Here is a 19,500-nt window from a genome sequence, read left to right as displayed (position 1 = left end):
AATTGTACCAGCGGTAGTAAATCTTCACCTGCTTTTTATAACTCCAATCATTGTTATTCATTTTAACAGTTGTGGTCTCTTTAAAAAAATAGTCAACCCAAATGCAACTTTTGTAACACAGTAAAAATGTTTTTCTTTAGAACTTTATACTATGGATACAACAACACAACAACATTGGGATAATGTTTATAAAACAAAGGAGCCTGGCCAGGTTAGCTGGACGCAGGCCGTTCCGCTAACTTCACTGGAATTTATCCATTCTTTTGGGCTGCCAAAAACTGCCAGGATTATAGACGTTGGAGGCGGCGATAGTAAGCTTGCCGGTTATTTGCTTGATGAAGGGTTTGAAAATATTACGGTGCTCGACATTTCGGCCCAGGCACTTGACAATGCAAAGAAGCGGCTGGGAGATAAGGCAAAAAAAATAAACTGGGTAGTAAGTGATGTTACGGAATTTAAGCCCGATACTACTTTTGACGTTTGGCACGACAGGGCTACATTTCACTTTTTAACTACCGGCGAGCAAATTGCAAAATATATAGACATCGCTAAAAATTCAGTTGCTGGGTTTTTGACCATCGGCACATTTTCAGAAAGTGGACCGGAAAAATGCAGCGGGCTACAAACCAGGCAATACAGCGACGAAAAATTAACAGCCGAACTTCAAAACGGGTTTGATAAAATACGTTGTATTACAGAAGACCACGTAACCCCATTTGATACCAAACAAAATTTTTTGTTCTGCAGTTTTAAGCGGCATAAAAACTAACGTTCCAGCCCATACACAGATTAAAATTATAAGCACGTTAGATAAACGAGTACAACGACAGGAAGGCGACGGAAATAAAGAGCAGTTTTTTATTGCAGCGTTGCTTAAAAAGTAAAGAGGCTCTTTGTTTACGCAAAGAGCCTCTTTCAGTTTTTAAAAAATATTAATTATCCCACCAAACAGGCGTGGTAACAGTAGCAGACTGCTGAGGTTGAGGATTGCTGGTAATGGATGTTAAAGGATACGGAAAACGTACTGGTATGGCAGGGTAATAACTGTGTTGCACCGGGGTTAACAAAGGGAAGCCAGTGCGCCTCCAGTCATTGTAATTTTCTACGGATAAAAAGTCAGCCAGCGATTTTTCTTCCATTATTCTTTGCAATGCATTGCCGGCTGTCAACGTACCTCTTTTAACCAGGTAAGCTGCTACAGCGGGAGAGCTGGCATTGAGTCCCAGCTTGGTCATGTGTGCCTTAATACCCGCCTGGTAAATAGGTTGTGCATCGCTGAATCCGGTTTTGATTAAAGTTGCTTCGGCTTTAAGAAACAGCGCTTCAGTGTAAGTTAATATATACACACTGGCTGCCGCACCGGCATAAAAATCATTGATGCGTGAATATGCGTCAGGGTCGGGATTGGCACCAGTACCGATTATCCTTCCATGATACCCGCCACCTGTGGCAGCTTCAGCAGCTATTACCGGCAATCGTGGATCATTGCGTGCAACCAGGGAGTCTATCAAGGTGGAAGATAGCACTACACCACCGGCGCCGGATAAGGTGTTCTGGAACCAAGGACTTTCATTTCCGGAAGTTCCCGGGTAGGCAAATGATGCTTCATCAGCATTGCTGCCAAACCCGTTTTGCAAAGCGGCCAGCGCAAGGTCTGCCTGCGCAGCAGCGGTATAGCCTGGTGCCTTTGTAAGGTGCATGTAATATCTTGCTTTAAGGGTATAGGCAAACTTTTTCCATTTATCCATATCTCCGGCATAAATATAATCATCTGAACCTGGTGCTAATCCTGCTGGTTTACCAAAGTATTCAATTGCCTTATCTAATTGTGCCTGCAGGCCTTTATAGATGTCTTCCTGCTTGTCATAAGTCGGGCGGATATTGTCGGAGGCTAACGCCTGCGAATAAGGCACATCACCCCACAGGTCGGTAATAATGCCCATGGTATAAGCCGACAACACTTCAGCAATGCCAGCGTATGCGTAATTGCTATTGGTTACTGCTTTGGTACTTAACAATTGCAGGTTCTTAATAGTAGGGTATAGAAAATACCAGTCCACTCCGTCTGTTGTAATCTTGTACCCGTCAATCTGCGGCTGCTCCTGGTTCAATGCCAGCTGTTGTGTCCAGTACGAAGTGGTAGTGGAGACGCCGAAAGTTACATTGCCTCCCACAATTTCGGTAGCAATTACTGTTTCCACTGCAGGCAGTGAAATAGATTCCGGAACCTCCGTGGGGTTGTTCGGGTTTTTATTTACATCCAGGAATTTTTTACAACCATTCGCGGAAATAAAAAATACAAATAGTATGAGGAAATTAATTTTTTTCATGTTGCTTGTTTTTTAAAATGTAGCTTTTAAACCAAAACTGATTGAACGGGTTGTAGGTACCATATAATTCACCAGGCCCTGGCCGTTACCACCGCCCTGCAGGTTGGCCTCAGGATCAGATCCGTAAAAATGTGGTTTGTATATCCAGAGGTTTCTGCCGGCTACGGTAAATGTTAAAGCACTGAAAGGAAACCTGCTCATTTTGGCGCGGCTGAGCGTATAGGAAATACCCGCATTTCTCAGCTTCACATACGTTCCATCTTCAATTACGGCCTCGTCGATAGCACTTAAATCCCTGAAATAAGTTTGGGCTGAGATCTGTGTTGTATTTTCTTTTCCATCACTTTCACGAACACCATTGATAAGTCTTGGACTGCGGTCTTCGGTAGCTTTGGGCGTGCCGTAAAACCAGTTGTAATGTTCGTCAAAGTTGAAGAGATCGCCACCTTTCTTTACATCAAAAACAAAGTTGAAAGAAAATCCTTTATAAGTAATGGTGTTGGAAAAACCTGCTGTCCAGTTCGGATTGGTGTTGCCTACCGGCCCGTTATTGTCATCCAGTATTGCTCTTCCGTCATCATCCACTAAAATTCTTCCGGCAGCATTCCGCTTATATCTTGAACCAAAAATAACGCCATACGGCTGGTCTTTAAAGGCATAGATACCGCCGCCTCCTGAAAAGCCACCAAACTGGTAAGAGTTTAAACCCGGACCAAGGTCAATCACCTTATTGCGGATGCGGCTGAAATTGAGGTTTATTTCCCAGGTTACATCTTTTGTTTTAATGGGTATACCGCTAAGTAACAATTCGAATCCTTTGTTTTCAATGGTAGCCACATTTAAATTGGCATTGGTAAACCCTGTGGCAGGGTCAATCTGGATAGGCGCCAGCAGGTCTGAGCTGGTACGTTTAAAATAAGATCCCTCAAAAGACAACCTGTTTTTAAGGAATTTCAAATCAAGGCCAATTTCCATTTCTTTTAATGATTCATTTTTCAGCTTATTGCTTCCCAGGGTTGTATTTAATAAAAACCCTGTCTGGCCATTGTAGGGGAATGTGATATTGGAAACAACGGCTGAAGAGTAAGGCGTTGTTAAGGCATAAGGCCCGATATTATCACTGCCTACCAGTGAATAAGAAGCCCTTATTTTACCAAAACTTAAGAAGGATTTATCATGCATTAATTCACTGAAAATGAAGCCCAGCGCTGCTGAACCGTAAGGGTAGTAAGCTTTATCCTGTGCCAGTGTGGAAGTACCATCATACCGGCCGGTTAAGGCGAGGGTTAGCAGCTTCTCGTACTCCAGGTTGGCCTGCGCATAAAATCCCACTTTACGATACCTGTAAAGGTTACTGCTGGATGTTTGTTTGGAAGTATTGCTGATGTTATAGAAGCCATCTATGCCTAATCCCAAACCTGTGGCCTGGTCAAACCGGTCAGTTTTGGAGAACAGGTTGCTTCCCAGCAGAAAAGAGCCATATATTTTTGAAGTCAGTTGCTTATGTATATCGGCAATGAAATCATTGTTAAACTGCTTGAAGTTTTCGTTGCGGTTAATCACGCCGCCATCCGGACTTAAACCGCCTACAATGCCTTTTGCTTCATGATAGTCAGATTGGTCGGTGTACATATCCGCACCCAGTCGTTCGGTTAGTGTAAGCCAGGTGTAGGGAGTATAGGTAAGTGCGGCTACTGGTATAAACCTGTTTACGTTGGATTGAAAACCAGTATTATTAACCAGCCATGTAGGGTTATTTCTTGCAGCACGATACAAGCGTTGTGTTCCATCAGGATTGGTGCTGGGAAGAGGATCCCATGAAATAGGAGCTCCATATACTGTCCACAATGGATTTCCCAAACCGTTACCTTCGTTTGTGCGGTGGTTATCGGTATTTACGTAGTTCATTTGAAAAGACAGGTTGAGTTTATCCGCCAACTGGTTGGAAAATTTTCCAAAAATAGCATGCCGGTTTAAACTGGTAGTGGGGATCAGACCATCATCTTTTAAATAAGAATAAGAAAAGAAGTAGCGTGAATTGTTGGCGGCGCCACTTACACTTACCGTATTGTCGTAACTATGGCCGGTTCTGAAAAACTCTTTCGCCTGGTTATGTTTTTTTACCGGTACACCGTTTACTTTTAAGGTATCAATCAACGGTCCCCATGAACCAGAACCAAACTGACCATTGTTGCCATCTACATAAACCCCGTTCAGGCCCTGTGCATATTTATCCTGGAAGCCGGGTAAAATGGGATTGTCAATGCTGTACGAACTGGAAAAATTCAGCTGTGCCTTCTTATTAAGCCCACCATTTTTGGTGGTAATTAAAACAACACCCCTGGCGCCGGAAGAACCGTAAATGGCGCTGGCAGCAGAACCTTTCAGAACAGTAACTGATTCAATAATGTTTGGATCAATGTCTATCGCCCTGTTGGCAGATGAACCCGCTGTGAGCGAGCCCGCAGCCGGTGAACCTGTTTCTGAGTTATCCATGGGCACACCATCAATAACAAATAAGGCCTGGTTTTCGCCAGTTAAAGAAGTGGCGCCGCGGATTACAATACGTGAGGCACTTCCTGGCATACCGGTCGAGTTGGTGATTTGAACTCCTGGAATCTTGCCCGCCAAAGAATTTACCACGTTATCCTGCTTTGCGGCAACGATGGCATCTCCTCTTACTTCCTGCACACTGTAGGTTAAATTTCTTTTTTCTCTTTTGATACCGAGGGCGGTTACTACTAACTCAGACAGGGCCTTGGTGTCCTGTGTCATCTTTATATCCAGATCGCCGGAGCCATCATACTGAACTGTTTGAGGGCTGTGCCCTACTTCGCTGATTTCTATTGCGCTTCCCGGCTTTACATTAATTTCAAACGAGCCGTCCGCACCTGAGGTAATGGACTTCTTTTCTCCTTTCACTTTAATTGTGGCACCTGCAATAGGAGTACCGTCTTTCATATCCGTTACTCTGCCCTTGACTGTGTTTTGGGCGAACACGGCAGAAATACTGCACAGAAGTACAGTAAAGACCACTGCAATTTTTCTCATGAGAGTTTGTTTATTTTTTAATAATAATGGTGAATTATAATACCTACTTTGACATCATTTTTTACAATTCGCTGCATGCAAATTTTTTAAAACACCTGAGCTATATTATTTCCAGGGTAGCTACAATGCGGCCAGTTGCGATACCATTCTAAAGCAGGGTAAACATACACAGTATTTACGGCAAAGTTGTAGAATAAAGCAAATCTTACCGTAATCATTTTTTTAACCGGTTGTGATAGCGTATGTAAGGTTGGTACGGATAACTTATCAAACTATGTTGCAGTTAACAGCCGGCTGAATGGCATTGACCGCGATAAGAATGTTCACCCACGGGCCGAATATTTATAACTGCAAATGATGCGAAGCAGGTGATATTTGACTTATAACTCCGTGCAGTGATTTTTAAAACCTTGTTCAACCTGGGCATACGGGAACGGTCCTTCAACATTATTTTGTACACGGGCTTGCGAAAATACAGCTGAACAACCTGCAATAATTACCATACTACAACAGAAGCCAGTGTTATTAAACCGGCATAGGGTAGCATGATTACAGCCGGCGTATCAGAGCAGAGGTTTTTGACTGACGGGATTTACAAATCTGTGTGATGACAGTCATTGTTTTGATTTCTCATCGTTGCTACTTTCAAACAAGAATTATAAACCTTCATAATTATTGAAAATGAAACCAGGAATTTGCAACTATTTAATTGCAATGGGTGCGTATTGCATATATGCCGGGTTCTTTACCATTGTGTTTGGCCAGTCGGTACTTTTTGATTTTGATAATGCCCCGCTTCATTCAGGTTTTCCAATCAGCCAAACCGCTAACGGCATCACGGCCCGGTTAGCCGGTACAGGTCAGGGATATTCTATACAAGATGCCAACGTCCTCGGTTTTACGCCACAGGGGTTTTCGGGCCGGGTTATTTATCCTAACAGCGTTTTTCTTTCAGACCTGCTGGTGCGATTCGACACAAAACTTACCGATTTTTCTATCATGTACTCGTGCCAGGAACTTGGCTGTGATGATGCAGCTACCATGCGGGTAACAGCTTATATGAATGGCAGTCTTGTTGGCACCAATACTAAAACAGCGGGCAATCCCGGAACCTGGCCGGTAGATACCCTGCGCTGTAGTTTTCAGCAAGGTTTTGATAGCGTAGTAGTACATTATGACAGCCGCCCACCCACCTGCCAGGATTATGGTGTAATTTTTATGGCAGATAATATGCGGGTAACTCCGTTGGGAGTTGTTCCTGTTAATTTGGTATATTTCACTTGTACAACTGATGGAAATGTCGCTGTCTTACAATGGAAATCTGCAGACGAAATTAATTTGAACAGCTATCTTGTTCAATACGCCGGGGATGCTGCGCACTTCAGGGATTTGGGGAATGTATCTTCCGAAGGGGCTAACCACACCTATCGTTTTATGCATCCGGGGGTGAACGGAACAGCTTATTATCGTTTGAAAATGATATATAAGGATGGCACAAACAACTATTCGGACACCAGAAAATTGTCATTCAAAACCAAAACAGGTTTAACAATTCTCCCTAATCCTTCAGGTGACTTTGTCCAGATTTATTGTGACCGTCCAACAGATGTAAATACAATACAAATTGTTTCAGTTGATGGGGTTATTGTAAAAATTGTAAGTCCTTATATTGACAGACAAAAAATTGACATCAGTAATTTATCAAAAGGAATTTACAATGTAAAGTTGTTGTCCTTAAACGGAAAAGCAATGTTTGAAAAACTATTTTTAAAAATGGAATGATGGTATAAACAAATACGTTGTGCAGACCGGCCTTACTGTATCCGGTAATTAAAAGCAGTACTTATGACTAAAATTAAAAAAGGCGGGTATTTTACCAGCCTTTTTTTGAAGTTTAAAATTGTAAAACTAATGCGAAATCAATACACCAAGCAAAACACCCGCAACAGCACCTATTGTTACACCGGTTCCAAAAGATGCTCCTCTTTGTTGCGGTCTGTCTCTTTCCCAGCGGCCCATTCGCCTGCTTTTTCCGTAACCTGGTGTTGAACGGTCGTTCCTATAATCATTGTCTCTTCGATCGTATTGCCTGGTTATGCGATCGCGGTCATGGTTATCATTGCGACGGCTATTTTCATTGTATGCATAGTCAGTGGAATTTTCCTGGCTGCCGTAATGATCGTTGTTTCTTGGGTTGTTCATTTCGTACGGATCATTGTAGTTGCTGTTATTACGCTGTTGCGCAGTCGCTACGTTGAAAGCGACTATTGCTGTAAGTATTATCACTAATTTTTTCATTGTATTTGTTTTAATTGTTACTGAGTTAAATAAATGATGAACATCGCCTACCATTTATGGTCATGTTTTTTTTCAAACCCAACATTGTGGTGATTGCTTGTCTCGTACCGGTATTGCACCTGTGCAATGGCTTCTTTCCGTTGATTTTGCAGCATACGGATTTGTTTGTTTTTTTCAAAGCCTCTTAAATGCCTGTTCATTTTAACGGCGTCAATTTTCCAGTCAAATGTGCGGTTGATCTTTTCAATCTGTTGCTCTTTTTCTTTAAAGTAAAAAGAAGGAACATTGTAAGCATCGGATTTATTTTTATCAAAACCCCGCTGGTGATTGTAATCCGTAACCACAGCTTTTGTTTCATATTTACTGCTGCTATATGGATTGTTTCTTTGATCTCTTGATTGTGCTGCTGCAATACTGATTGTACCGGCGGCTGATAAAACAAGTGTAAAAATCTTTTTCATAATTGTAAATTTTAAAAAGTAATTCAATGTATATAAGATGTGTAATGCAGCGCTTCGTTTAAAAGTAACAAGTGCTCTACGTCGCAGGATAAGGGGTATTCGTCGCACTATTGGGTGAAAGGCATTTTTGGATGACCATGCCTGCGGTTTACGTCGTTGTTTTTTAGTGGTATATTCATATTTCAAAACAACCAAATGAAAAGAATAATTTACCTGTTGACCATGCTACTAGTAATAGCTGGTTGTAATTCAAATTCTACAAACAGCGCAACCCCGGCGGCAGCCAATGCCGCATTGGGCGGCATGTTAAATACATACTTTAATGAAAGGATGGAATTGTTTCCTGTAGAAGCTACTGTAAACGGAGACCAGCGCTTTAATAATTTGTTGCCTGCAGATTTTACAGACAGCTATCGTTCAAAGCTGAACCATTTTTTTAGCCGATATAAAGATTCGATCAGCAGGTTTGACCCAGCAACGCTGAATGACAATGATAAAAAAAGCTACGCCATTTTCAAGTATGAAATGGATATGGCGCTGGAAGGTCTTGCGCTGAATTTTATGGGGAGCTCAGCCATAGCAGATAACCGTTACATGCCCTTTGACCAGTTTAACGGCGTTCCCATCTCTTTCGGGCAAATGGGTTCGGGTAGCGGTAACCAGCCTTTTAAAACAGTAAATGATTATGACAATTGGTTGCAAAGAGCGGCCGCGTTTTCGGCCTGGGCTGATAGTGCTATTGTGTATTTTAAAAAAGGAATGGCAATTAATTATGTGCTGCCTAAAGCAGTGGTGATAAAAATGATTCCTCAAATGAAAGACATGGTGACTGCCGATGCCACCAAAAGTTTATTCTATGCGCCCGTGCAATTGATACCTGCTACGTTTCCTGAAGGTGATAAAAAAAGATTGACTGCGGCATACATCGCAATGATCAACAACATCATTGTACCGGCGTATAAAAAGCTGGGCGATTTTTTACAAATGGAATATTTGCCCAAGGCAAGAACAAGTACCGGCATCAACGCATTGCCGGGAGGTGATACCTTGTACAGGTACCTGGTTAAATACTGGACCACCACCAGCAAAACGCCGGATGCCATTTATCAAACAGGACTTTCAGAAGTGAAACGCATCAGGACGGAAATGGAAACGATTAAGAATGAAGTGGGTTTTAAAGGAAGCCTTGATTCATTTTTTACTTTTATGAAAACGGATAAACAATTCATGCCTTATAAAACGGCGGATGAAGTATTGAATGCATTTAGAAAGATACAAGCCACTATAGATCCGAATCTTAAAAAAATGTTTACGCTAACGCCCAAAACAAAATTTGAAATCAGGCAAACCGAAGCCTTCAGGGCGGCAAGTGCCAGTGCGGAATATTACCCGGGTTTGCCGGATGGCAGCAGGCCTGGTATTTTTTATGTGCCTATTGTTGACGCTACCAAATTCAATACTACCAGTGGTATGGAAAGTTTATTTCTGCATGAAGCCATTCCCGGGCACCATTATCAAACAAGCATTCAATCAGAAAACCAATCACTACTGGCTTTTCGCCGGTTCATCTGGTATGGGGCCTATGGTGAGGGCTATGCCTTGTATTGTGAAAGTTTGGGAAAAGAGCTGGGCCTTTACACCGATCCCTACCAGCATATGGGTGCCTTGGGTGATGAGATACATCGTGCCATCAGGCTGGTGGTAGATGTTGCCATGCACACTGGTAAAATGACAAGAGAAGAAGCCATTCAATACATGATGCAGAATGAAGCCATTAGTGAAGATGGCGCCGTGGCGGAGATAGAACGTTATATGGTATATCCTGCACAGGCATTGAGTTATAAAACCGGGGCATTAAAAATCAGGGAACTGAGAAATAAATACAGCCAGCAACTCGGTGATAAATTCAGCCTCGCCGCCTTTCATGATGAGTTTTTAAAAGATGGTTGTATGCCGTTGGATATTATTGAAAGATCAATGGATGAATGGGCGAAAAAGCAGGCTGCTAAATAATTGAACAAAATGCAAAGTTAAATCTCCGCTTCGATAAAGTTGCCCAATGGTATGCCGCAAAAGTGTGCGACGCAACGATGTTTAATTGATAATAAATGCCGGGTACAAAAAATAAATAATTTTTTTTGTAATAAGATTAAAGACAGCAATTAAAAAAGGTGGTCCAATAACGGACCACCTTTCTAATAATATTGCTTCGAAATTATGCCAGGTCAAAACGGTCCAAGTTCATCACCTTGGTCCATGCGGCAACAAAGTCATTTACAAATTTATCCCGTCCGTCTTCACAACCATATACTTCAGCAACGGCACGTAATTCGGAGTTGGAGCCAATGATCAGATCCACACGTGTACCAGTCCATTGACGTTCGCCGTTTGAACGGTTAATTCCCTCAAACACATCCTGTGTATCGGAAGTTGCATGCCACCTTGTTCCAAGATCAAGCAGGTTTAAAAAGAAATCATTGGTGAGTGCATCTTTGCGGTTGGTAAATACACCACGTTGCGACTGATCGTAATTAATGTTCAGCACACGCAATCCACCAACCAACACAACCATCTCCGGTGTGGTGAGCGTTAACAGTTGCGCTTTGTCTACCAGCATTTCTTCAGGCGATACGGTGTGTATTTTTTTTATGTAATTGCGAAAACCGTCTGCATTTGGTTCCAGTACTTCAAACGATTCAACATCGGTCTGTTCCTGCGAAGCATCGGCTCTGCCAGGTGTGAAAGGAACCTTAATATCATGACCGGCATTTTTTGCAGCCTGCTCTACGCCTGCACATCCTGCCAGCACGATCAGGTCTGCCATTGAAACCATTTTGCCGCCTGACTGTGCACTGTTGAATTCCTGCTGAATGCTACCAAGCGTATCCAATACTTTTGACAATTGCGCCGGGTTATTTACTTCCCAGTCTTTTTGCGGTGCAAGGCGAATGCGTGCACCATTGGCACCACCACGTTTGTCGGAACCGCGGAAAGTGGATGCGGAAGCCCAGGCAGTTGATACCAGCTGACCTACAGAAAGTCCGGATGCCAATATTTTACTCTTCAATGAAGTGATGTCATCATCGTTGATCAGTTCATGTGTAACAGCTGGAATCGGATCCTGCCAGATCAATACTTCGGCAGGTACTTCCGGGCCATGATAGCGGGTGATGGGACCCATATCGCGGTGCGTTAGTTTGTACCAGGCGCGGGCAAATGCATCTGCGAACTGATCAGGATTTTCGAAGAAATGCCTGGAAATTTTTTCATACACCGGATCTGCTCTTAATGCGATATCAGTGGTAAGCATAAATGGTGCATGCTTCTTTGACGGATCATGTGCATCCGGTACGGTACCGGCGCCTGCATTATCCTTTGGTTTCCATTGCTGTGCGCCAGCCGGGCTTTTGGTGAGTTCCCATTCAAAGCCAAAAAGGTTTTCGAAATAATTGTTGCTCCATTTTGTTGGTGTGGTAGTCCAGGCACCTTCAAGGCCGCTTGTAATGGTATCGCCTGCGTTGCCCTTACCGTAAGTATTTTTCCAGCCCAGGCTTTGTTCTTCAATACCGGCACCCGCAGGTTCATGAGAAACATATTTGCCGGGATCTGCCGCACCATGGGTTTTACCAAATGTATGTCCACCGGCTATCAATGCCACTGTTTCTTCATCATTCATCGCCATGCGGCCGAAGGTTTCACGTATGTCGCGGGCTGAAGCCACTGGGTCAGGCTTTCCGTCCGGGCCTTCGGGATTTACATAAATCAATCCCATCTGTACAGCTGCCAGCGGGTTTTCCAGTTCCCGGTTCCCGGTGTACCGTTTGTCGCCACCGAGCCAAACATTTTCAGCACCCCAGTAAACATCTTCCGCAGGTTCCCAAACATCTGCACGGCCGCCACCAAAACCAAAAGTTTTTAATCCCATTGACTCAAGCGCACAGTTACCGGCAAGAATCATCAGATCTGCCCAGGAAATTTTTTTGCCATATTTCTTTTTAATTGGCCAAAGTAACAAACGTGCTTTATCCAGGTTCGCATTATCCGGCCAGCTGTTCAGCGGCGCAAAACGTTGCGTTCCAAACCCGCCACCACCACGGCCATCGGAGATGCGGTAAGTGCCTGCACTATGCCAGGCCATGCGGATAAAGAAAGGACCATAGTGACCGTAGTCTGCGGGCCACCAGTCTTGCGACGTTGTCATTAATTCGAAAATATCTTTTTTAACAGCAGCCAGGTCAAGGCTTTTAAACTCCTCAACATAATTGAAATTTTCACCCATGGGGTTAGAGAGTGAAGAGTACTGGCGAAGGATGTTCAGTTTTAACTGGTTCGGCCACCAGTCGCGGTTTCTTGTACCGCTGCCGGCACTTTGCTTAAGGGCACCACTATGAAAGGGACATTTCGGTCCGTCATCATTTACGTTGAGGGCCTTGGTGCCCTGTGGGGTTACATTTTCCATTTTACTAGGTTTGTTTTTTAAAAGTCAAATGTAGCCTGTTCTTTTGATAATTGATATTTATATATCCTATACACTTATAGATAGTGTCTATGAGGGTATAACCACTGTATAGCTTCTATTTTAGCAATATTTACCCATGCATTTGCTATTGCGGTATTATTATAAACCCGAATGGTAAAAATGACTGTTGGTGGTTATATTTGAGGAAGTTTATTAATAAACGTTTTAAATGATGATGATCCGGGATAAAACAAATTTGCTTCAGTATATACATGCCACTATTCCGGTATCGCAGCGAAAGGCAGTGGAAATTGCAGACAGGTTCCGGGAAAAGACCATTGCAAAAAATGAATTTTTGTTGCAGGAGGGTAGAATATGCCAGGAGTTTCATTTTTTAGATGAAGGCTTTGTATGGTCGTATACGCATGATGTAAACGGAGATGACGTTACCACCAATTTTTATTCCAATAAACAGGTAGTGTGCGAAATGTTTTCGTTCTTTAAGCAACGGCCAACCAAAGAAAATTTTCAGGCCCTTGCTGATTGCCGTACCTGGTATATCAGCTTTGCCGATCTGCAAATCGCTTTTCATTCCATGCCTGAGTTCAGGGAATTTGGCCGGTCGATGCTGGTGACCGCTTATGCAGATTTAAAACAACGCATGCTATCCATGGTGCAGGATACGGCCGAAGAAAGGTATAACCTGTTGATACATTCCAGTCCGGATGTTTTTCAAAATGCGCCCCTTAAATACATTGCCTCTTACCTGGGCGTTACCAATACTTCCCTTAGCAGGATCAGGAAAGAAATTTCAAAACGATAATTCATTACTTGCCAAATGGCAATTCATTGCTGGCCGATGTAGCAGACCTTTGCAAAAATTACAGGTTAGTAATGGGTACACACGCTTTTGGTAATAAAACAATTCCTTTATCAACGTCTTTAATCTCCACACTGGAGTCGGAAAATATTCATCCCCGTGAAACACAGAACAGGAAACGGGTGGTGTTGATTTCGGTGCTGGCTATTGGAATTGCCGTTTGCATCAGTTTTATCGCCAAAGCATTGGTGGGCCTTATCAATCTTGTCACCAATATTTCTTTTCACGGAATTTTTTCCACCGCTCATGCAAGCCCGTTGGGAAATGCCCTTGGTTTGTGGGTTATACTGGTGCCCGCTATCGGGGGTATCATTGTGGGGTTGATGGCCATGTACGGATCTAAAGCCATCCGCGGCCATGGGATACCTGAAGCAATGGAACAGGTGCTGACCAACAATAGTAAAATTAAACCCGCCATCACTTACCTAAAGCCTGTCTCTGCGGCCATTGCCATTGGTACCGGCGGACCTTTCGGTGCGGAGGGGCCTATCATCGCAACTGGTGGTGCAATGGGTTCAACCCTTGGCCAGTTGCTGCATATTACCCATCACGAAAGAAAAATATTATTGGCTGCCGGCGCCACAGCGGGGATGTCTGCCATATTTGGCAGCCCTCTCGCTGCAATTTTTTTAGCGATAGAATTGTTGTTGTTTGAGTTTTCGCCCCGTTCCATTATCCCGGTGGCACTGGGCTGCATAACAGGCGCAGCGGGCCACCATTTTTTATTTGACGCGGCGCCGGTATTTATGGTTGCAAAAACAATGTTGCCATCATCCAACACCGCCCTGTTCAGTTACAGCCTGATTGGAATTATCATTGGCTTACTTGCCGTAATCACAACAAAAGTTGTTTATCTCATTGAAGATATTTTTGAAAAGATACCGGTGCACTGGATGTGGTGGCCTGCAATTGGCGGGTTAGTGGTAGGAGCGGTAGGGTACATCAATCCCCGTACGTTGGGGGTAGGGTACGAAAACATTACTGATATCCTTTCAGGCAATTTATCTGTCGCCATTATTTTATCGTTATGTGCTTTTAAATTTTTATCGTGGTCTGTGGCATTGGGCAGTGGTACTTCGGGCGGAACATTAGCGCCGCTGTTAACGATCGGTGGTGCTACCGGCGCCTTGCTCGGTGCCGCCTGGCTCAGCCTGTTTCCTTCGACGGGCATTTCCATACCGATGGCGGCTTTAATTGGTATGTCAGCCATGTTTGCTGGTGCTTCAAGAGCCTTTATTACTTCCATCATCTTTGCGCTGGAAACTACGGGCCAGTACAATGCGTTGCTGCCTTTGATTGCTGCCTGCACGGGTGCTTATTTTGTTTCTTTTCTGTTGATGGAAACTACCATCATGACAGAAAAAATTGTAAGAAGAGGGGTGCAAACACCGGATCATTTTGAGCCTGATATTTTAAATAAAAAGATGGTAGCAGATGTGATGAAAGGTGATGCGGTGCTGTTAAGTGATGACAATACAGTAGGAGAAGTTAGAAACTGGATTGAGAATGAGGATGAAAACAAGGCGAATTATTTTATCGTAACAGATGGCCAAAGCAACTTTAAAGGCATCATCAGTTCATCCAGTTTATTCAACAGCCAGCATGATATTGCAAGCCCGGTAGGATTGCTCATCAAGCGAAAAAATATTTGTCTATCCGTTAACAGCAGCCTGAAGGCGGCAGTTGAAAAAATGGCGGCAGAAAATGTAGATGTGCTGCCCATTGTATCAAAAGAGAATAAAATTGTCGGCGTACTTGGGTATTCAGATATTATAGGCGCTTACAGCCGGGAGGCGCAACAGCATGAACGAAAACAACCTTCCATATCGCTAAAAAAGCAAGGCCTTAAAATGCTGGTCCGTGGCCAGCGACTCATGAACATTAGTAAAGACAAGCAATCAAAACAGTTGAATAAAACGGACGTGGAGATATAAATGCGCCGCTGTTTTTTACAAGCCAAACCTGGCCCTTCTATCCAAAATAAATAATCAGTGAAGCAAAAAATAAAGCGGAGTTACCGTTTGGCTAAATACGTTGTGTACCGGCAAACTATTATAGAACCCATTGATCACCTGTGGACATTTATTGGCGCATTTGCAGGGATTGGATTAATTGGATTGCTTCAGACAACTAAATTAAGTGATAGTGATAATGTTTTCCTGATCGGATCATTTGGTGCCTCGGCCGTGCTGGTGTTTGGCGCCACCAACAGCCCGCTGGCACAACCCCGCAACCTGGTAGGCGGGCATTTGGTTTGTGCGATAATTGGTGTAACGGTACAATGTATACTGCCCAATCAAATATGGTTGTGTTCTGCCTTTGCAGTATCGCTTTCTATTGTGGCCATGCAGATAACTAAAACAATGCATCCGCCCGGCGGTGCAACGGCATTGATAGCTAATATCGGTTCTCAAAAAATAAAAAGCCTGGGCTTTTATTATGTACTCTCCCCTGTAATGAGTGGCGTTTTAGTTCTGTTACTCGTGGCAATTATTGTAAACAATATTCCCGACGATAGAAATTATCCTTACCGGAAATGAGCAACAGGTAACTAGAAGACCTTGCTCCTGCATAACTTTGTTTTTCAATCCTGCAATTTTTACTTGCTTATTTTTTAACAGAAACATTGTTTGCTGAAAGTATTGTTAGTGAGACTGAAGTCCTATTTTTGACACTTAACACAATGTCATCAATCAATGAAATTACCAATCAATAACTGGACTAAAATATTGTTGGTGACTGCTTTTCTTGCAGCATCTGTTATTGGTTTCATGGTAAAGCTTCCATCCGGCTTCCGGCATATTGACAAGGAACTGCACGCTGCATTTTATTTTTTAGCGGCTGCCTTTTTGAATGTGTTATTTGCCGGCAGAAAAATAAGCCTTCATGTATTGATATTTATTTTCCTTTTTTTATTTGGAATAGGCGTTGAGTATGCGCAGGAATATTCCAACAAATTATTGCATGTAAAAATACACGGTCGTTTTGATCCGGAAGATGTGCAATCCAATCTCAAAGGTCTCATTGCATTCTCCATTGTGTGGTTGGTGTATATTGTTTTATTGTTTATGTATAACAAGGCAATAGTTAAGCAAGCAGTAAGCAAGAGCGAATAGCAATGGTAATATCACCAGCGTAAACAAATCAATTTTTTATCTGCAAAGTTATTTACCGGCATTATATTTTGTTGTTTAAGACATTCGCACCTGTAAATAAAAAACAGCACAGCGTTTTAAAAAAGTACTGTGCTGTAATATTGGAATGTGTGAATGTTAAACCAGTTTCATATTAACCGGATCCCACTGAATGATCTTCTTTTGAAAATAACTTTCGTTGCACGATAACGCGGGTGCCGCTGCCCGGAAACCAAAAATGGCATCTTCTACTACCGGTTTACCTTTTCGTATGGAATCAAAAAAATTAGTGAAGTGATCTAAATGTTCATTATAATCTTTCGGTGCTTTAAATGTTACATCGTCTTTTACAGGTCGCTTTTTTTGTGCAGCTGTCCACTTTGCATCGTAGTCTTTCTGCATTTCTTCCTGCATGCTTTTGGAAAAAGTAAAAAGGGAATCATAGCCGCCAAAGCCGGGCGCTTCGGGCATCAGGCTATGCTTTATGGTGATGTCATTTCCTTTTACTTCCATCACACCTTCTGACCCTGTAAACCGTATCACTTCCTGCCCGCCTGTGCCACTGATAAAATTTACCTGCAGTGTTAACTGAAATGCCGGGTGCTCAGGTGTATCACCATATTGCATCACGCCGGCCATTACATCCGGCATATTGCGGCCATCTTTCCAATAACTGAACTGGCCCGAACCGTAAATAGATTGCGGGCCTTTTGAATTGGTTATAAAATGCGTGCCGCTCAGCAAATGAATAAACAAATCTCCCGCTACGCCCGTACCTACTTCTTTAAATGCACGCCACCAGAAAAACTTTTTAGCATCATATTCCATTTTTGCTGTTACCTCAATAAACTTATTCCAGTCGGTGGTTTCTGCATTGGCATCTTTTGGTATAGTATACTCCCACGCACCGATGGAACTTTGCCGGTCGTACACCGCATTCACCATATTTAGTTTTCCTATTTCACCTGCGGCTAATAATTCTTTTGCTTTTGCAAGGCCAATACTGCTTACCCGCTGACTGCCTACCTGCAATACTTTACCCGATTTTTTTTGAGCTTCAATTACACCAGCACCTTCACTTATTTTGTACACCATTGGTTTTTCACAATACACAGCTTTGCCTTTTGCCAGTGCATCTTTTGCAATGCGGGCATGCCAGCAATCCGTAGTGGCGATAATCACCGCATCTATATCAGATTTGTCAAGCAGCTCTTTATAATTCCTTGTTGTAAAAAGACTGTCGCCAAACTTTTCTTTTGCATTTACCAGCCGGCCAGTATACAAATCACATATACCTGCCAGCTCTACACCGGGTACTTTTAACGCTGTGTCCAGGTCAAAATGTCCCTGTATACCATATCCAATTACGCCAAGGCGGATGGTATCGCCTGTTGAAATTTTCTTTTCATAAAACAGTGTTCTTTCTTCTGCCTTTTCCCGTGCAGCCAGGGTACTTAACGGGGCAGCTACAGCTAGCATACCGGTGGCACCGATCTGCTGCAAAAAACGCCTGCGGGATGATTGGGTTTGTTTTGACATGTAATGAATTTTATTGTTTACCAAATTTACTGAACAGCCTTTTGCCGTGAACACCTGCTGCAAAATATATTATCTTGCTTTAAAATACGGCCTTATTGCAGTATGGAGTTTTAAGATAATACTAAAGAAAGAGCCAAATGATATTCACCACAAAAAGTAAAACAATGAACCATAATGCCATTTCAATCCGGCCATTCATTGGCGCCAAAGACTATGAACTTTCAAGAGCCTTTTACCGGGATCTTGGTTTTGAAGAAATAGTACTGTCACCTGATATGTGTTTGTTTAAAACCGGCGTACTGGGGTTTTACTTGCAGAATGCCTGGGTGAAGGATTGGGTAGATAATTCGATGATTTTTTTGGAAGTGGATGATGTTAACCGTTACTGGAGAGAATTACTCGCTTTGAACCTCGAGGGTAAATATGCTGGTGTGAGACTAACGCCTGTTAAAAACGAGCCGTGGGGCAGCGAGTGTTTTTTGCATGATCCTTCCGGCATTCTCTGGCACTTCGGGCAATTTAACAACGGCTAAAAAGCAGCAATTGTTTATACGCGAATATGAAAGGGGGTTTTGTAAAGCTTCTTGCGGTTTAATAATTAAAAAGTAATCCGGGTTATGACAATTATTACATGGAACTGCAATATGGCCTTTAGAAAAAAGGCGTCTTTCATCCTGAAGTATAAGCCAGATATTTTAATTGTTCCCGAATGTGAATGCATTGAAAATTTGGCATTTGGTGAAGGTATACAGCAGCCAACTGACATGCTTTGGTACGGCACCAATCAACATAAGGGTCTTGGTATTTTTTCGTATGGCAGCTTCAAATTAAAACTGCTTAAAAATCATAACCCGGAATTGAAAATGATTATACCGGTTGCGGTTACCGGTGGCCATTGCGACTTTACATTATATGCGGTTTGGGCAAACAATCCTGCAGATCCCGACGGACAGTACGTTGAGCAGGTTTGGAAAGCCCTTCATTATTACGATAAAAAAATAAAGACAAAACAAACCATCCTCATTGGCGATTTTAACAGCAACACCATCTGGGACAGAAAATACAGGGAAGGCAATCATTCAAATGTAGTAAAGCGCCTGGAGCAAAAAGGTATTGTTAGCTGCTATCATTCGCATCATCAACAGGTACAGGGGCAGGAGCTACATCCCACATTTTATCTTTACCGGCATAAAGACAAACCCTATCACCTTGATTATTGTTTTGCTTCTTCAGATATGATGGACAAAATTGAACAAGTCGAAATTGGGGACTATGATTTCTGGAAACAATACAGTGATCATGTTCCGGTAATTGTAACATTCAAATTTTGACAGCATCTGCAACGCCC

General features: G+C 42.8%; 15 protein-coding genes. 9 read left to right on the top strand and 6 right to left on the bottom strand.

Going from position 1 to position 19,500, the window contains the following annotated elements; genetic code table 11:
* Positions 1-151: 151 nt before the first annotated feature.
* Complete coding sequence (locus QWZ08_RS19725; RefSeq protein WP_290339256.1) at positions 152-769, top strand: class I SAM-dependent methyltransferase; 618 nt, start codon at positions 152-154, stop codon at positions 767-769.
* Between the two features lie 163 nt (positions 770-932).
* On the opposite strand, the gene QWZ08_RS19720 is transcribed toward QWZ08_RS19725, so the two are convergent.
* The gene (locus QWZ08_RS19720) at positions 933-2,330 is read right to left on the bottom strand and encodes a SusD/RagB family nutrient-binding outer membrane lipoprotein (protein ID WP_290339255.1); all 1,398 of its coding nucleotides are present in this window, start codon (positions 2,328-2,330) and stop codon (positions 933-935) included.
* 12 nt (positions 2,331-2,342) lie between these two features.
* Positions 2,343-5,381 (bottom strand): SusC/RagA family TonB-linked outer membrane protein, encoded by a 3,039-nt coding sequence (locus tag QWZ08_RS19715; protein ID WP_290339254.1) that lies wholly within the window; start codon positions 5,379-5,381, stop codon positions 2,343-2,345.
* 681 nt (positions 5,382-6,062) lie between these two features.
* On the opposite strand from QWZ08_RS19715, the gene QWZ08_RS19710 reads away from it, so the two are divergent.
* Positions 6,063-7,163 (top strand): T9SS type A sorting domain-containing protein, encoded by a 1,101-nt coding sequence (locus tag QWZ08_RS19710; protein WP_290339253.1) that lies wholly within the window; start codon positions 6,063-6,065, stop codon positions 7,161-7,163.
* 126 nt (positions 7,164-7,289) lie between these two features.
* On the opposite strand, the gene QWZ08_RS19705 is transcribed toward QWZ08_RS19710, so the two are convergent.
* Both QWZ08_RS19705 and QWZ08_RS19700 read right to left on the bottom strand, forming a co-directional pair.
* Entirely contained in the window at positions 7,290-7,679 is a 390-nt protein-coding gene (locus QWZ08_RS19705; RefSeq protein ID WP_290339252.1) for a hypothetical protein, read from the bottom strand.
* Positions 7,680-7,726: 47 nt separating this feature from the next.
* Positions 7,727-8,140 carry a hypothetical protein gene (locus tag QWZ08_RS19700; protein WP_290339251.1) on the bottom strand — a complete coding sequence of 138 codons (414 nt, stop codon included), beginning with the start codon at positions 8,138-8,140 and terminating at the stop codon, positions 7,727-7,729.
* A 195-nt stretch (positions 8,141-8,335) separates the two neighbouring features.
* On the opposite strand from QWZ08_RS19700, the gene QWZ08_RS19695 reads away from it, so the two are divergent.
* On the top strand, positions 8,336-10,153 hold the full coding sequence (locus QWZ08_RS19695; RefSeq protein WP_290339250.1) for a DUF885 domain-containing protein: 1,818 nt from the start codon (positions 8,336-8,338) through the stop codon (positions 10,151-10,153).
* Positions 10,154-10,355: 202 nt separating this feature from the next.
* Here the strand turns inward: QWZ08_RS19695 and katG are convergent, their stop codons facing one another.
* Positions 10,356-12,599 (bottom strand): catalase/peroxidase HPI, encoded by a 2,244-nt coding sequence (katG, locus tag QWZ08_RS19690; protein WP_290339249.1) that lies wholly within the window; start codon positions 12,597-12,599, stop codon positions 10,356-10,358.
* Positions 12,600-12,828: 229 nt separating this feature from the next.
* Here katG and QWZ08_RS19685 point away from each other — a divergent pair, with 229 nt between their 5' ends.
* The 4 genes from QWZ08_RS19685 to QWZ08_RS19670 all read left to right on the top strand — a co-directional run bounded on the left by QWZ08_RS19685 (position 12,829) and on the right by QWZ08_RS19670 (position 16,595).
* Complete coding sequence (locus tag QWZ08_RS19685; RefSeq protein ID WP_290339248.1) at positions 12,829-13,422, top strand: Crp/Fnr family transcriptional regulator; 594 nt, start codon at positions 12,829-12,831, stop codon at positions 13,420-13,422.
* 71 nt (positions 13,423-13,493) lie between these two features.
* On the top strand, positions 13,494-15,413 hold the full coding sequence (locus QWZ08_RS19680; RefSeq protein ID WP_290339247.1) for a chloride channel protein: 1,920 nt from the start codon (positions 13,494-13,496) through the stop codon (positions 15,411-15,413).
* 57 nt (positions 15,414-15,470) lie between these two features.
* Entirely contained in the window at positions 15,471-16,019 is a 549-nt protein-coding gene (locus tag QWZ08_RS19675; RefSeq protein ID WP_290339246.1) for an HPP family protein, read from the top strand.
* A gap of 156 nt (positions 16,020-16,175) precedes the next feature.
* Complete coding sequence (locus tag QWZ08_RS19670) at positions 16,176-16,595, top strand: hypothetical protein (RefSeq protein ID WP_290339245.1); 420 nt, start codon at positions 16,176-16,178, stop codon at positions 16,593-16,595.
* 156 nt (positions 16,596-16,751) lie between these two features.
* Here QWZ08_RS19670 and QWZ08_RS19665 read toward each other — a convergent pair whose 3' ends face one another.
* Positions 16,752-18,152, bottom strand: a complete 1,401-nt coding sequence (locus QWZ08_RS19665) for a Gfo/Idh/MocA family protein (protein WP_290339244.1) — start codon at positions 18,150-18,152, stop codon at positions 16,752-16,754.
* A 164-nt stretch (positions 18,153-18,316) separates the two neighbouring features.
* On the opposite strand from QWZ08_RS19665, the gene QWZ08_RS19660 reads away from it, so the two are divergent.
* Both QWZ08_RS19660 and QWZ08_RS19655 read left to right on the top strand, forming a co-directional pair.
* Positions 18,317-18,685 carry a VOC family protein gene (locus QWZ08_RS19660; protein ID WP_290339243.1) on the top strand — a complete coding sequence of 123 codons (369 nt, stop codon included), beginning with the start codon at positions 18,317-18,319 and terminating at the stop codon, positions 18,683-18,685.
* Between the two features lie 84 nt (positions 18,686-18,769).
* The gene (locus QWZ08_RS19655) at positions 18,770-19,483 is read left to right on the top strand and encodes an exonuclease/endonuclease/phosphatase family protein (RefSeq protein WP_290339242.1); all 714 of its coding nucleotides are present in this window, start codon (positions 18,770-18,772) and stop codon (positions 19,481-19,483) included.
* Positions 19,484-19,500: the final 17 nt, after the last annotated feature.

The sequence above is a fragment of the Ferruginibacter paludis genome, from assembly GCF_030409685.1.
Taxonomy (GTDB): Bacteria; Bacteroidota; Bacteroidia; order Chitinophagales; family Chitinophagaceae; genus Ferruginibacter; species Ferruginibacter paludis.
The sequence above is the reverse complement of the archived record's forward strand: the minus strand, read 5'-3'. Positions and strand labels throughout refer to the sequence as shown.